The organism is Chitinophaga filiformis (assembly GCF_023100805.1).
Classification (GTDB): domain Bacteria; phylum Bacteroidota; class Bacteroidia; order Chitinophagales; family Chitinophagaceae; genus Chitinophaga; species Chitinophaga filiformis_B.
Genome location: NZ_CP095855.1, coordinates 6,071,323 through 6,086,362 on the forward strand (window position 1 = coordinate 6,071,323; position 15,040 = coordinate 6,086,362).

A 15,040-nucleotide genomic window follows, 5' to 3' on the forward strand; every position below is an offset into this window, starting at 1 on the left:
TTGAGTTATGACCTTACGTTGTATAGCTGTCGATGATGAACCATTAGCTTTGGATTTGCTGGAAGACAACATCCGCCAGGTACCCTACCTTGAACTGGTAGCCAAATGCGCTGACGCATTTGAGGCTATCAGAGCATTGCAGGAAAAAGAAGTGGACCTGATCTTCCTTGATATACAAATGCCCGGGTTGACAGGACTGCAATTTATACAAAGCCTGGCGCATAAACCCATGATCATCCTCATTACGGCCTATGAAAAATACGCGCTGGAAGGATTTGAGCTGGACGTAACGGATTACCTGGTAAAACCCGTATCATTGCCCCGTTTTATCAAGGCCTGTAATAAGGCCCGGGAACTTTACCAGCTGAAGCATCAGCCGGCAACCGCTTCCGCTGCCGGCACACCGGAATTCTTTTTTGTCAATTCCGATTACAGCCTGTTGAAGATCAATGTGGCCGACATCATCTGGATCGAAGCTTTGAAAGATTATATCAGGATTCACCTGAGCGGAGCAACCAAACCCGTTGTAACACGTATGCCATTAAAACAGGTGGAAGAACAACTGGCACCCGCCAGGTTCATCCGCATTCACAAATCATATATTATTGCGGTGGCGCATATTACCGCCATCCGGAAAAACAGTGTGTTTATTGGCGCCATGGAACTACCCGTGGGCGACAATTACCGGGAAGCGGTGGCCGCCCTCACAGGCATCAGATAAGCCTTTACCAGCTTATCATGTAGGGCCTGACAACGTTAATTTCCGGCTATTTCGTCGCATTATTTTCAGACGTTGTCTCATTTGCTATGTATAATGGAAATACGCTATTAGTTTTGTCTCTATAAGAATGTTAATCATGCAAAGAATTCTCTGGCTTTTCGCCTTGCTAACTTTCTCCGTTCAACTATCCGCGCAGCAGAAGCCCGGAGGTTTTGCCGGAGGTAAACCACCCAGCATAGGCCGCCTCTATGGAAAAATACTCGACAACGAGGGAAAGCCCATGCCTTATACCTCGGTGATCGTATTCCAGAACCGTTTCGACTCCGCCACGAAGACCAAAAAAGATGTGTTGATAAAGGGGGTTATTACCCAGAATAATGGTGAATTCAACCTGGAGGAACTGCCTATCATGGGCCCCCTTGTCCTGAAGATCTCTGCCACGGGCTTCAAGCCTTATTCCCAGGTAGTGTCCTTCATGACAAAGAAACCGGCTCCGGGCACCATGCCGTCTTTCGATAAAGACCTCGGCAACATCAAACTGACCAGCGATATCAGTCAGCTGCAGGGCGTAACGGTGACCGGCACCAAGCCGCTCATGAAAGTGGATATGGATAAAAAGGTGTTCAATGTCGAAAAGAGTATTTCCAGCGCCGGTGGTACCGCCACGGATGTGATGAAAAACGTGCCTTCTGTTAATGTCGACATCGATGGTAACATGACCATGCGCAATGCGACCCCTCAGTTGTACATTGACGGCCGTCCTACTACGCTCACCCTCGACCAGATCCCTGCTGACGCTATTGAAAGCGTGGAGGTAATGACAGCTCCCAGCGCCAAATACGACGCTTCCGGGGGCGGCGCAGGTATTGTGAACATCGTACTGAAAAAGAACCGTAAAACGGGCTATAACGGAAATCTCCGTGCAGGCGTGGACAAACGTGGCGGCTTCAACGGCGGCGCTGATTTTAACCTGCGTCAGGGCAAGCTGAACCTGACTGCCAGTGGTATGATCAACCAGATGCGCGACCGTACGACCGGTAAAACAGACCGTTATGACATTTCCAGCGATCCGGATATCCATACCCTGCAGGAAAATACGTCTAAAAGCAATGGCGGGTTTATGTTCGGTCGCCTGGGAGCTGATTATTTCGCTACCAACCGTACCACCTTATCTGTTTCCGGTATCAGGGTACATGGTAGTTTCAAACCTTCCAGCATCCTCGATATCAATACAGACACACTATTCAGCGGCGCTCCCACAACGGCGTTCAGCCGCAGGGTAACAGCCGGCAAACGTGTGTTCAACGGAACCGGTTTAGTGTTGGGCATGAAACATCTCTTTCCTCATGAAGGAGAAGAACTGACAGTGGATGCGAACTACTTCGGTGGCAGCGCTACCAATAGTTCCGATTATAATACAGACTTCTACAATATCAAAGGCGGTGCAGTCAGCAGCAACAAACTGGAAAAGATCTCCGGCAATGGTAAGATGCGAAATATTACAGCTCAGACAGACTATGTAAAGCCAATCGGCGCCAAAGGCAAGCTGGAGGCTGGTCTGAGGGCCAACTTCCGTCATATCGAAAACGCCAACTATAACTACCTGTTCAACGAAACCAGCGATGAATACGATCTCACATCCGGTAATACGAGCAATTACAAGAACAATGAGAGCGTATATGCTGCCTATGTAACGTTCAGCAACAGCATTCATAATTTCAGCTATAAACTGGGGTTACGCGGTGAAAGTTCAAAATACACAGGGGAACTGATCCAGACGGGACAAAAATTCAGTAACAGCTATCCGACCAGCCTGTTCCCTACCATTTTCCTGAGCCAGAAATTCAAACATGACCAGGAAGTACAGCTGAGCGCTACCCGCCGTATCAACCGTCCGAACTTCTTCCAGCTGATACCTTTTGCAGACTCTACCGACAAGTTGAATATTACAAAAGGTAACCCGGGCCTGGTACCGGAGTTCACACAGTCACTGGAACTGTCTTACCTGAAAACGTTCAAGGGTAACCACACTTTCCTGGGGTCCGTATACTATAAATACACTGACAACACCATTACCAGTTATATAGACCGCCAGACAGACCCGACCACGGGCAATACCGCGCTGATCAACACCTTCATCAATGCGAAGGGCAGTTATACTACCGGTGCGGAGATCACGGTGCAGAACTACTTTACGAAGTGGTGGGACATGTCGACCAACATCAACATGTACAATTCAAAAGTAGACGCCGGCCAGACGGCGGTAGCCAATCAGAAAGCATTGTGGAGCGTATTCGGTAAGCTGAACAGTAACTTTAAGCTGCCAGCCGCTATGGAACTGCAACTGACTGCCACCTATCAGTCAAAGACCAACCTGCCGATCAATACCAACAATGGTTTCGGTGGTGGTCCTCCCGGAATGGAAGCACAGAGCTCCTCACAGGGTTATATACGTTCTTTCTATGGTATAGACCTGGCGCTGAAGAAGAGCTTCCTGAAGAGCAAGGCGCTAAGTGCTACAATTGCGGTCAGCGACATCTTCCGCAGCCGGAAAACGGATCAGTATTCATACAGTGCTTATTTCACCCAGAATTATACCCGCTTAAGGAACCCGCAAATGATCAAGCTGAACATTGCTTATCGCTTCGGGAAAATAGACGCCTCCCTCTTCAAACGTAAGAGTTCGGGCGCCGGCAACCAGGGCATGATGGATGGTATGCAATAATATCATATACAGGAACAACAAAACAAAGAACGAATGGTCAGACAGCCATTCGTTCTTTGTTTTATGACAATATTCTTCAGGGGAAAATCCCTCAGGCATTCATGAAGTCGAGATCAAAGTAATATTCCCTGCAATCGGCAGGATTCAGGTAGATAGAGATCTGCTGATGCCTTTCCAGCAGGAAGTTGACCGTCACCCGGTCTTTATAAATGTAGGGACTGAGTAATTCAATATGCGTGTTGTTGTCGGCCTGGTAGGCGCAGGATAGATAACATATCTCCCGTTCCCTTACATGGTCGGTCTGGTGGCCAATGAGGCCATCCAGCATGCGCACTTCGAGGCTGTCGGTATTATCTGCTTCCTCATAGTAATTGGATGTAAAAACAGTAAAATCGGCAGCGTTCACCGTTATTCTGTTCCCGGTCATTTTCAGACGGGCATTGGGGTCTTGTCGCGTCGGGGGAAAGAGCAGTCCAATGAGTCGTTTCAGCATAATAAATCACTTTAATGATGACGATCAGGCTGGCATTGGTTTCAGCTATTATAAAAGATCCTGGCTGGTATTAATGCCAGTCCGCCGATAGCGGACTGGCTGTTGTTCCAAATATACAAAGTATCATCAAATATCCTCGGAATCGTATACGATCACTTTTTTCCAAAGGGAAGAACATTCTTCTATAAACTTCAGGTGAGCAGGATCTGTCTGATAGATGTCCTGATCAGCTTTGTTTTTAAAGAACAGCAACCAGGACACCTGATAAGACCGGTCTATTACATCGCGATTGGTGGTAGAAGGCGTACCGATATGGTGCTGTTTGATAGTTTTAGCCCCTTTTGCCAGCTTTTGCAATCCGGCAATCAATTTGGCTTTGTCTTCCTGGCTATCCGGATTATGCAGCCAGAAATAAACGTGGTGCACGAATACTTTTTCTGCCGGTGGCATTGCCATGGCGGCTCCGCCGGTCATCGTAGCTACGCCTGCCACCGCGGCTGTTTTACCTGCTGCGGAAAGGAACTGTCGTCTGGTTTGTTTCGACATCGGGTTATTTTTTATCAAGGAAAATAGGAAAAATATCCGGATATCCCACATTAGCATCCTATCTTCACCAAGGTGTGCCAGTTCAACTGGTTCGCTTTTTGTAATTCTATGATCAGGATCATACTAAGACACATACAGCTTTGAACCCCGGCCCTATTTATTCCTCACCGGCTGATTTGGTGGACCTATTGGCAACTACTTCGTTAAAAACAATTATATGGATACATTTGATATGAAGCCAGAGATTCTCTTTGTGAGTACTTACTCCCCCCGCAAATGCGGCATAGCCACTTTTACCGCCGATCTCACCAAAGAACTAACCCATCTGCTGAAGCAAGAGTTTGAGATCAGTATATGTGCATTGGATAAAAGGGCCAATACAGAAAACTATGCAGCACCCGTCTCGATGGTGATGGATGGCTGCCGGTTGAATTCCTGTATAGCGGGTGCGGAAGCGATCAATCAGAATCCTGCTGTGAAGATGGTTTGCGTCGAACATGAATTCGGGCTTTTCGGCGGAAATATGGGAGAGTATGTACTCGCCTTCCTTTCCTTACTGAGCAAGCCTTTTATCATCCGTTTCCATACTGTATTACCTGATCCTGACAATGAAAGGCTGAAGCTGGTAAGAAGCATCTGCCTGCTGGCCGACAAAGTGATCGTAATGACCCAGCATTCACACAGACTACTCGTGGAAGACTATGATATTGAACCGGAGAAGCTGCTGATCATACCTCATGGTACGCATCCTATTCCTCCTGCCAACAGGGCAGAATTGAAAAACAGGTTCAATCTGCAGAATAAAAAGATCCTGACCACCTTCGGACTGCTTAGTCCAAACAAGGGAATTGAGCTCGGCATCAAAGCAATGGTGAAGATAGCTGCGGAATTTCCGGAAGCAGTGTACGTCATACTGGGGAATACTCACCCCAATTTAGTAGAGAGTGAGGGAGAAACTTACCGGGAAAGTCTCGAGCGACTGATCGCGGAAAATAATCTTACACAAAATGTAAAACTTGTCAATGAATTCATCCCGACAGATCAACTATTGAAGTATCTGTCTCTTACTGATATTTATCTTTTTACTTCAAAAGACCCCAACCAGGCTATGAGCGGTACGTTTATGTACGCGATGAGCGCCGGTTGTGCCATCATATCCAATGCCTTTGTGCTAGCCAATGAAATGCTGGACGAAGATACAGGCATCATTATTCAGTCGGGCGATGAAAATGCGCTTGCCGATAACGCCATCAATCTGCTGCGCAATGAACCGCTGAGACATGAAATGGGTAAAAAAGCATTCATGCGGACCAGGAACACCCTTTGGGGTACAGTTGCCCGCAAACATGCGATGCTGTTCTATGAACTGATGAGAAAACAATCTTCTACATACAATAATATTGTAGCACTGTAACCGGCATCGCCTATTGTTCACTAAAAAAAATAATATGCATCCGCATTTGCAGCCAACGAAAACCATTCAAAAAAAAGAACCCGTAACCGGCAAAATAGCCTTACCGGCATTTAACCCTGATCACGTGTTGAATATGACTGACAGCACGGGCATGATACAACATGCCCTGCGCAATATGCCCAACAGGAAAGAAGGTTATTGTACTGACGATAATTCCCGGGCACTGTTACTCACTGTGCTGGCATGGAAACAGGTCAGACACCCCGAGATGCTGAAGCTGATGTCCGTTTACCTGAGCTTTATCCATTATATGCAAATGGAAGACGGTTATTTTCACAACTTCATGCATTATAACAAACAGATCGTGATAGACGGCGGCTCGGAAGATGCTTATGGCAGGACTATTATGGCCCTGGGTTACCTGGTAGCTGACGGGCCCTCGCCGCTGACCATCAAAACGGCGGAAGATATTTTCCTGAAGGCTGCGCCTCATATGGACAAGCTGATCTCCCTCAGGGGCATTGCCAATAGCCTGATCGGGTTATGTATGTTCATAGGCTCCCATCACCCGCAGGACGAGCACCTGAACAGGGCTACGCAGCTGGCGGATAAACTGGTACATGAATATCGCAGATACTCGGATAAGGACTGGCACTGGTTTGAGGAAGTGCTGACCTACGACAATGCCATGATACCGCTGGCCCTCCTGCATGCTTACCAGATTGCACGGCAGGAAGAGTACCTGCATACGGCCCTGGAGGCTATCTGCTTCCTGGAATCCAAAGTGTTTCGTGATGGGGTACTGTATCCTGTCGGTAATAATGGCTGGTGCAGTAAGGGTGGTACTACCGCCTTGTTTGATCAGCAGCCCCTGGACGTGATGGCCATGGTATTGTTCTATCAGCAGGCATTCCATATCACGGGCGATAAAAAATTCCTGGCCAGGGGTATACGCTCGTGGCAGTGGTTCATGGGTGAGAATGCCTTAGAGCAGCCCTTATATGATAAAGATACCGGTGGTTGTTCTGATGGTTTACACCCCGACAGGGTCAACGAAAACCAGGGCGCAGAAAGCACCATCGCGTTCTGGATCGCTTATTTTGCCGTTTCTGAAATGTTAGACAGATAAATGAAAATAGCAGTTCTATCCCCTATCGTCTGGCGCACTCCTCCCCGCCAGTATGGCCCGTGGGAACAGGTGACCTCCGTACTTACTGAAGGTCTTGTAAAAAAAGGAATTGATGTAACACTTTTTGCCACGGGCGATTCTGTCACCCGTGCAAAATTGTCGTCCGTATGCGATCATCCCCTGGGAGAACAACCGGCTGACTTCAAGGTATGGGAATGCCTTCATATTTCAGCCCTGATGGAGAGAGCAGATGAATTTGATCTCATACACAATCATTATGATTTTCTGCCCCTCACCTATTCCCGGCTGATCTCCACACCGATGCTGACCACTATTCACGGCTTCTCTTCGCCGGACATTATACCGGTGTATAAAAAGTACAACAATAGCGGTCATTATGTATCTATCAGCAACAGTGACCGGAGCGGTGAATTAAGGTATATTGCTACTGTATATAATGGCATTGATGAGTCCTTATTCTCTTTCCGGGAAGTACCGGAAGAATACCTGTTGAGTTTTGGCAGGATACATCCTGAAAAAGGCACACACCTGGCAATAACGATTGCACAGCAATTGAACATGCAGCTGGTCATCTGTGGCCTGATACAGGATGCCCGTTATTTTAAGGAGCAGGTGGAACCTTTTATTGATGGCGACACTGTTATTTACAAAGGGAATGTAGGACCTGCAGAGCGTAACCAGCTGCTGGGCGGTGCAAAAGCATTACTGCATCCTGTAATGTTTGAAGAACCCTTTGGATTGAGCATTGCAGAAGCGATGATGTGTGGTACGCCTGTCATTGCATTTAACAGGGGCGCTATGAAAGAGCTGATACTGGAAGGGAAGACCGGTTTCCTCGTCAATACAGTAGAAGAAGCTGTAGCTGCCGTAGCGGGTATAGAGAACATTCAACGGTATAGCTGTCACCGGCATGCAATGGCCAATTTCAGCCAGGAGCAAATGGTAACCCGTTATATCGAGGTATATAAAAGGATAGTCAGTACAGCCTGACTATCCTCCTTTTAATAAAGCTTTCAGTAATTTATCCAGCGGTACACTGGCAAATGATGATGCATAATCGGATACTGCATAAGGAATAAAGACCATCCCTTCATGGATCATGGCACCACAGGAATAGACCACATTCGGTACATAACCATCCCGCTCATCTTCCTTAGGCATCAGCAAAGGATATTGCAGACGGCCCAGCTCCTTCGTAGGATCTTCCAGATCGAAGAGAGCGGCGCCCAGGCAATATTTACGCATAGGCCCTACGCCATGCGAAATGATCAGCCATCCCTTTTCAGTCAGCAAAGGTGAGCCGGCATTACCTATCTGCACAAACTCCCACGGATATTTAGGCTGCTGCAGCAGGATAGGATTCTCCCATTCATAGAGATCGTCTGAGAACATGATATAATTGTTCACGCCATCTATTCTTGACAGCATGGCATATTTCCCGTTGATCTTTTTGGGAAAGAGTGCGAGGTTCTTATTCACTGCCCCTTTCCCGTATAAAGGAGACACCTCGAAATGCTGGAAGTCGCAGGTCTTGATCAGCTTAGGCAGGATGAACGAACCGTCATAAGCGGTGTAAGTCGCGTAGTAAGTGCAGGATCCCTCTTCCTCTACAAATTTCACAAAACGGGCGTCTTCTATACCATTCTTTTCTGTAAAGGTTACCGGGAAGATAACACGTTCTGACAAGCCTGTATAATCAGGGAAATGCAGCTCATAACTGGCGTCTACTAATTCAAGTACATGTTGCTTCATGTTCTGCTGGTCGGAAGGATCTTTAATGCCTCTCAGCAGGGTACGCAGTACGATATCTATTTCAGAGTAGGTGAATTCCCCGGTAAGCTGGTGCAATATGCCGACGTGGATGTCTTCCGGCAGGCGTAACTGGGACAATTGCTGGGCAAAATGTTCTTTATCATTCAGCTTTTCACCGGTCAGCTTTCCTTCTGTCAGGAACCGGGCGGGAGGTTCGAGGTGGATGTTACAATCCTTGTCCAGCACTCCTTCCCGGAATTCGATAGAAGAAATATGACTTTCTCCCGTTGCTCTGAAGCTGACTATGACCCGCTTTTCCCCGGGCTTCAGGCCCGACTGGTCGGGTGCTTCCACCACAGAAGGATTAAAAAGAGCGGCGGCTTCCAGGGAGTATTCCATGGTAAAATAAGCTCCCAGTAAATGCTGCCTTTCTGTGGTCACTGTCATTCCATTGGGCACCAGGTGACTGATCCTGCTGTAGTGTCTCTCAAAGATCTCATTGATGTCTTTGTACCTGCAGGAAAATTCTTTCTTCACACTGCCTAGCACTTCACATACCGCATCCTCCGGCATTTCCACCACTTTGTTGATGATTTGAAGAGAACGTTCGTTCCCTGAATTAAAAAAGCGTGGAATCACTCTCTTAAAATCGGGGGTAATCCTGATGTTTTTTCTCGTCATGCTTAACATACGCAACAATCTACTGGGTTAAGAAATATATACCTATAAAGTTAACTCTTTTAATGTTAAGGATTTACGATCCACGTAGCGGCGTCACCGTTTGGTGCTTTTATAGCGAATGGAGGGAGGCCGCAATATGAGCCTTTGAGCAAACAATATTTGAGCCAATGGAAAGGATAGCGGGCACATCTGACTGGAAATTCTTATCTTTAAACAGCTGAGGCACGTTATGAAAGTCACTAAATTTCTCCTACGCCACTTTATTAACAGGGGTGAAATGTTTCATCTTGCCCGGGTGAAGATCTTTTCACGCGATGATATATCCCTGCATAACCATGACTTTGCAGAGATATTCTGGATTGAGCATGGCAGCGGTACCCATCTCATTAATGGGAAAAAAGTACCCCTGAACACCGGCGACCTGGTCATGATACGCGCAGAAGACCAGCATACATTTGCCTCCAACCGGCAGGGCATTACCATGATGAACCTGGCCTTTTCCCTGAAAACGGTGCAGTATTTCCGTAAAAGGTACTTTAGCGGAACGGACGATTTCTTCTGGAAAAAAGGCCCTCTTCCCTACCAGGCGGCCCTTGACGTCAATATGCTCCGTAGTGTGACCCACCAGGCGGAAAAGATCTGGAAGCACCAATACTCCGCCATCCACCTGGACAGTTTCCTGCTGTTGCTTTTCAGGCTTTTGTTGCCTGATGAACAGCAACCTGATAATCAGGACATTCCGGCCTGGCTGAATAATGCTGTTCAGCAGTTCCCGGTCCAGTCAGACCTGTTCCGTCTTGGCGCCCGTGGTTTTGCCTCCATCTGCGGCCGTAATATTGATCATGTGAACCGGACCGTCAAAAAATGCTATAATAAGACCCTATCCTCGCTTGTAGCGGAATTACGTATGCAGTTTGCCGCCAGGCAACTGGCGGTGACCAATGCCCCTATTAAGAGCATCTGCCATGACTGCGGATTTAACAACCTGGGCCACTTCTACAAACAGTTCCAGACCATTTACAAGCAGACACCTTCCCAGTACCGCGATCAGCACCAGCGACTGGCCTAGATCGTTATAACGTAAAAAATATATTTGTTAGCGCAATAGTATGAGCGCTTTATTAACTTCGCAGGTTATAATTTAGTATCCGATGAGAAAATGCATCCTGGCTGCCGCAGCCATGATCTGCTACCTACCTGTGAAAGCCCAGACAGCGGAGTTATCGAACAGTGTAAAACAGGAATTTGTAAAAGCCTGGGACACCTACAAACGATACGCATGGGGCCATGACGTGCTATTGCCGTTAACGAAGCAGTACACAGACTGGTATGAAGCACCACTACACATCTCTCCCCTCGACGCATACAGCACCATGAAAGTGATGGGCCTTCAGAAACAGGCCAGGGAGATAGAAAAATACATTACAGACAGCTGCAGTTTTAATACTGACGTATATGTGAAGACCTTTGATATGAATAAGCGTGTGCTGGGGGGCTTGCTTGCCATGTATTCCTACACACACAATCCGAAAGTGCTGGAGCTCACAAAAGATCTGGGCGACCGTTTGTTACAGGCCTTCAAATCGCCTACAGGTATTCCCTACTACTGGGTGAACCTGAAGACGGGCAAGGCAAGAGGAGAAAAGGTGAACACGGCTGAAGCGGCAGCGTATACCCTGGAAATGGGCATCCTGAGCTACTATACAAAAGATCCGAAATATTACCAGGCAGCCAAGAAAGCAACGCTGGCCGTTTATGGCAGACGTTCTGCGATCAATCTTGTAGGAAACGTGATCAATACTGAAACGGGAGATTGGCTGGAGACAGTCAGCTTTATCGGCGCCGGCGGGGATGTCTTCTATGAATACCTGCTGAAGACCTGGCTGCTGTTTAAAGACCCTGAGATCAAAACCATGTGGGAGCAGACCATCACTGCTGTTCACAGGTACGATGCGGAAGAAAGTGATACGGCATTGTGGTACAGGAAAACAGATATGTACACGGGTGAGATGAAGAACAGCACAGTAACGCTTTATGATGCATTCCTCCCTTCGTTGCTGTGCATTGATGATGACGCTGAAAGAGCTGCCAAGCTTCAATCTACCTGGAATGGCCTGTGGAGGAAGTATGGACTGGAACCGATGATCTATGATTATCGTAAACAACTGCCTGCTGCTCCCTCCTATGAACTGAATGCTGAGATCATAGCGTCTGCCTGGTATCTGTACGATTATACAAAAGATACTACCTACCTGCAGATGGGTAAACAGTATTACAGCGATATACTGAAATATTGTAAAACGGTAAATGCCTTTTCATCTATAGCCGACGTACGGACAAAGCAACAACAGAACGGACTACCGACCTATTTCTTTGCAGAAACGATGAAATATTTCTACCTGCTGTTTACACCGGATACCGGTTTGAATACGGCGGAATATGTTTTCAATACCGAAGCGCATCCTTTCAGAATAGCAGATTTTAAAGCAGCAGAAATAGAGAGACGGCTTGGTATCACATTATAAGTTAACCAGCGCTATATACAGCAGAGAGGGTGTTTCAAAGTAATTGAGGCACCTTCTCTCTTTATACTTATCTATCCCAACATGCTTGTTATTGTATACCTGCTTTGTTTTATATTGTGAAAAATATCAACCATGAAAACAGTAGTAATCGGTGAATCATCCGGAGCCTCTATGGAGACTATTATGAGCATTTACCCCAGGCACAAGGCCGTGATGGAAAAATATATCGAAAGTGGTGAGCTGATTGGTGCGGGGCCTTTTGCAGACAGGGGAAACATGGCCATTTTCAGGACGAGGGAAGCTGCGGAACAGTTTGTGCAGGAAGATCCGTTTATCCTGGAAGGAATGGTAAAGTCAGTAACGATCAGGGACTGGATGGACGAGATGCTATAAGAGGATGCTTCAATTATCTGAAGCACCCTCTCAGTTCTTTAACGGGCCAGTACCACAGTACCTCTCCTTAATACATCCCCGCAGATCGTTTTAGCTTTGATCATGTATATGTAGGAACCTGCCGGCTGCTCCATACCTTTGAAGGTCCCATCCCAGCAGTCGCCCGGGTAGCGTGTATTAAACACGAGGTTTCCTACGCGGTTATATATGCTGAACTCGAATGTATTTGTTTCACCCCAGAACTTTAATCCGAAGCAATCGTTCTTACCATCGCCATTAGGTGTAAAAGCCGTTGGAATGGGCGAGCGCGTGAAAGCCAGTGCAATGTCCACATTCACGGTCACTGTTTCCACCTGCGTGCAGCCGTGTTCATCCATCACCGTCACTTCATAGGTAGCTGTTTTTACCGGAGACACGACAGGATTTGCCACTAAGTTGTTCGCCATACCATTGGCAGGCTGCCAGTTGTAATAAACACCTCCGCTGGCCTCAAGGAGCACTTCCGGATGCGCGCAGTCAATATCGCCAGATTTTGTAACCGCAGTAACCGGCAGGTCGTATACCTTTACCGGCACCAGGAAAGTGTCTGCAACGGCACAGGTATGCTGCTCCATGTAGATCTTAAAAGTGGAATCGCAGGTAGGCGCTACAGCGATCAGCGAATTGGTAGTCAGTAATGAATCCCGGTCGGTATACCACTCATACACATCGGCGCCCCTGGCCTGGATCTCCACCGACTGCCCCAGGCACACCACCGGTGTATCCGGCATCACTCTCATATCGGGTGCAGGATTTACAGTGATATTGATAGCAGATTTGCTGGTACAACCGTATATGGTGGTTGCGGTTATAGTATAGCTGGTACTGGTGAGCGGAGTAGCAACAGGATTGGGAATAATACTGTTGTTCAATGAAGAATCCGGCCACCAGCTGTAAGTAGCCGGAATATCGGAAACCGCTGAAAGCTGCAGACTGTTGCCGGCACAGATAGCGGTATCACTTCTTTTGGTAAATATGGGAGAAGGATTGACATAGATGGTAAGCGTGGCCGTGCCGGGGCAACCGGAAGCATCTACTCCGCTTACCTTATAGGTAGTTGTTACCGTGGGTGTTGCCACCGGATCGGGAATACTGTCTGATGATAATCCTGTGGCAGGCGTCCATTTATAGCTGATGCCACCGGTAGCATTTAATTGTGCCGGTTTACCGGCGCAAAGCACCATGTTGGATAAAGTATTGATATTGGCCGAGCAGGGCGCTTTGATGCTGACGAGATAATCTTCCACTTCTCCATCAGGCGCAAGACCGTTGGGCGTTCTAACAGCCTGCAGATCGGTTGACAAACGGAACCTGAATCCATACAGGGGAACCCTTCCGGCAATAAATCCGGCAGGCAGCGAGGTCCAGGTCAGTGTAGCCACTGTTGCATTGGGCGCTACTGTTGCAGTAACAGATTCATTCACCTCGAACATACCGTTGCGGTTATAGTCGAACCAGGCACTGAGATAGGCTGTTTTTCCCGTGGTATTTGTGAGTGGAACAGTGACATCATACACACCATTGCCATTATAGTCGCGGAAGGCTGTAACAGCTTCCTCATCCTGTCCCTGCTGATTATCGTCGCTCATACCAACAGCATCTGCATCGCCGGCAATACTGCCCAGTTTCAGGTTAGTATCCCATGCAGTGGCCGGCAATGGCGCCTGGGCATTACAGGGGTTTTGTGTAGCGTATACCAATTGATGTGTAGCATAGCCATAACTGGCAGGCAGGTCGCCTTCATCCACCGCTTCAATAATGCCAAAGGCAACAGCACTGCTGCCGTGTGTAGACCTCAACAGGCTGACGTCTACCTTTACATTTCCTGTTGCCGGTACGTCGGTAGCTACGATCGGTAATTGTCCGACGTTAGGTGTTCCTGCATATGTTTCTGTAATGCTGATCGTTTGTGTACCGCAACCGGATGCAGGATTATTTACCTGCGATGAATTCCTGAAGAATTCCAGCGTGCGCCAGTTGCCGGCGGAGGTAGTCATGGTCAGCGTTTCCAGTGAATTACTTGCTTCTGCATCGCTGGCTACCAATGTAAAGGCAATTGGCTTCCCACGGCGGGTAGCCTTCACAGTAAGCGTGAAATTGCTGTTGTTGAAATTGTTCGGAGCAGCAATGGCCGGCTTGATGGCCGGATCAGAAAAGTTGTACAGGTTTTTCAGGATAGCGCCATTCCAGGTATTCATAATACCGGGTGCAAGAGGCGTTCCCGCCACACCTGAAAAGGTGGCAGTGATGGTAAGCCCATCAGCGGTAATAAATGTTTTCGTAATTCCGTCTTCAATCTTCACATCAGCCCAGTCCATCCACCACACAAGGTTTTTCAAAGATCCGGCCCCTTTATCGGCCAGTTGCGCAAATGACTGAGTATGAAACCATAACAGGAATGTGGATAGTAGTAAAAATTTTGGCATCAGATTATATAATTATAGGGATCGTTTTTCAGGTATAGATATGCGTCTATGGCTAACTATTTCATTTTCATCACCTACGGCCAAAACAAGCTACTACAGCGGCTTTCAAGTATGTTCTCCTGTAAAATACATCAAAATAGTAAAAAAAATAATAATTTAAAATAGTAACTGGCCT

At 47.4% G+C, this 15,040-nt stretch carries 12 protein-coding genes; 8 read left to right on the top strand and 4 right to left on the bottom strand.

What is annotated here, in order from left to right; genetic code table 11:
• Positions 1–7 precede the first annotated feature (7 nt).
• Complete coding sequence (locus MYF79_RS23490; RefSeq protein WP_247810262.1) at positions 8–721, top strand: LytR/AlgR family response regulator transcription factor; 714 nt, start codon at positions 8–10, stop codon at positions 719–721.
• 136 nt (positions 722–857) lie between these two features.
• Positions 858–3,446 carry an outer membrane beta-barrel family protein gene (locus MYF79_RS23495; RefSeq protein ID WP_247810263.1) on the top strand — a complete coding sequence of 863 codons (2,589 nt, stop codon included), beginning with the start codon at positions 858–860 and terminating at the stop codon, positions 3,444–3,446.
• Positions 3,447–3,537: 91 nt separating this feature from the next.
• Here the strand turns inward: MYF79_RS23495 and MYF79_RS23500 are convergent, their stop codons facing one another.
• Together MYF79_RS23500 and MYF79_RS23505 are read right to left on the bottom strand one after the other, a co-directional pair.
• Positions 3,538–3,939, bottom strand: a complete 402-nt coding sequence (locus MYF79_RS23500; protein ID WP_247810264.1) for a hypothetical protein — start codon at positions 3,937–3,939, stop codon at positions 3,538–3,540.
• 126 nt (positions 3,940–4,065) lie between these two features.
• Positions 4,066–4,485 (bottom strand): Dabb family protein, encoded by a 420-nt coding sequence (locus MYF79_RS23505; RefSeq protein ID WP_247810265.1) that lies wholly within the window; start codon positions 4,483–4,485, stop codon positions 4,066–4,068.
• A gap of 217 nt (positions 4,486–4,702) precedes the next feature.
• Between MYF79_RS23505 and MYF79_RS23510 the strand changes: the two genes are divergently transcribed.
• From MYF79_RS23510 to MYF79_RS23520, 3 genes are read left to right on the top strand one after another with little or no spacing between them, the layout of a single operon-like run.
• A complete protein-coding gene (locus MYF79_RS23510; RefSeq protein ID WP_247810266.1) occupies positions 4,703–5,899 on the top strand; it encodes a glycosyltransferase in 1,197 nt (398 codons plus the stop codon).
• Between the two features lie 34 nt (positions 5,900–5,933).
• The gene (locus MYF79_RS23515) at positions 5,934–7,028 is read left to right on the top strand and encodes a glycosyltransferase (protein ID WP_247810267.1); all 1,095 of its coding nucleotides are present in this window, start codon (positions 5,934–5,936) and stop codon (positions 7,026–7,028) included.
• Positions 7,029–8,039: a glycosyltransferase family 4 protein gene (locus MYF79_RS23520; RefSeq protein WP_247810268.1), complete on the top strand. Its 1,011-nt coding sequence runs from the start codon at positions 7,029–7,031 to the stop codon at positions 8,037–8,039.
• On the opposite strand, the gene MYF79_RS23525 is transcribed toward MYF79_RS23520, so the two are convergent.
• Positions 8,040–9,482 carry a glycoside hydrolase family 130 protein gene (locus MYF79_RS23525; protein WP_247810269.1) on the bottom strand — a complete coding sequence of 481 codons (1,443 nt, stop codon included), beginning with the start codon at positions 9,480–9,482 and terminating at the stop codon, positions 8,040–8,042.
• 229 nt (positions 9,483–9,711) lie between these two features.
• Here MYF79_RS23525 and MYF79_RS23530 point away from each other — a divergent pair, with 229 nt between their 5' ends.
• The 3 genes from MYF79_RS23530 to MYF79_RS23540 all read left to right on the top strand — a co-directional run bounded on the left by MYF79_RS23530 (position 9,712) and on the right by MYF79_RS23540 (position 12,400).
• Positions 9,712–10,551 carry an AraC family transcriptional regulator gene (locus MYF79_RS23530; RefSeq protein ID WP_247810270.1) on the top strand — a complete coding sequence of 280 codons (840 nt, stop codon included), beginning with the start codon at positions 9,712–9,714 and terminating at the stop codon, positions 10,549–10,551.
• 82 nt (positions 10,552–10,633) lie between these two features.
• On the top strand, positions 10,634–12,007 hold the full coding sequence (locus tag MYF79_RS23535; protein WP_247810271.1) for a glycoside hydrolase family 47 protein: 1,374 nt from the start codon (positions 10,634–10,636) through the stop codon (positions 12,005–12,007).
• Positions 12,008–12,139: 132 nt separating this feature from the next.
• The gene (locus tag MYF79_RS23540) at positions 12,140–12,400 is read left to right on the top strand and encodes a YciI family protein (protein ID WP_247810272.1); all 261 of its coding nucleotides are present in this window, start codon (positions 12,140–12,142) and stop codon (positions 12,398–12,400) included.
• Positions 12,401–12,438: 38 nt separating this feature from the next.
• On the opposite strand, the gene MYF79_RS23545 is transcribed toward MYF79_RS23540, so the two are convergent.
• The gene (locus MYF79_RS23545) at positions 12,439–14,865 is read right to left on the bottom strand and encodes a CshA/CshB family fibrillar adhesin-related protein (protein ID WP_247810273.1); all 2,427 of its coding nucleotides are present in this window, start codon (positions 14,863–14,865) and stop codon (positions 12,439–12,441) included.
• Positions 14,866–15,040: the final 175 nt, after the last annotated feature.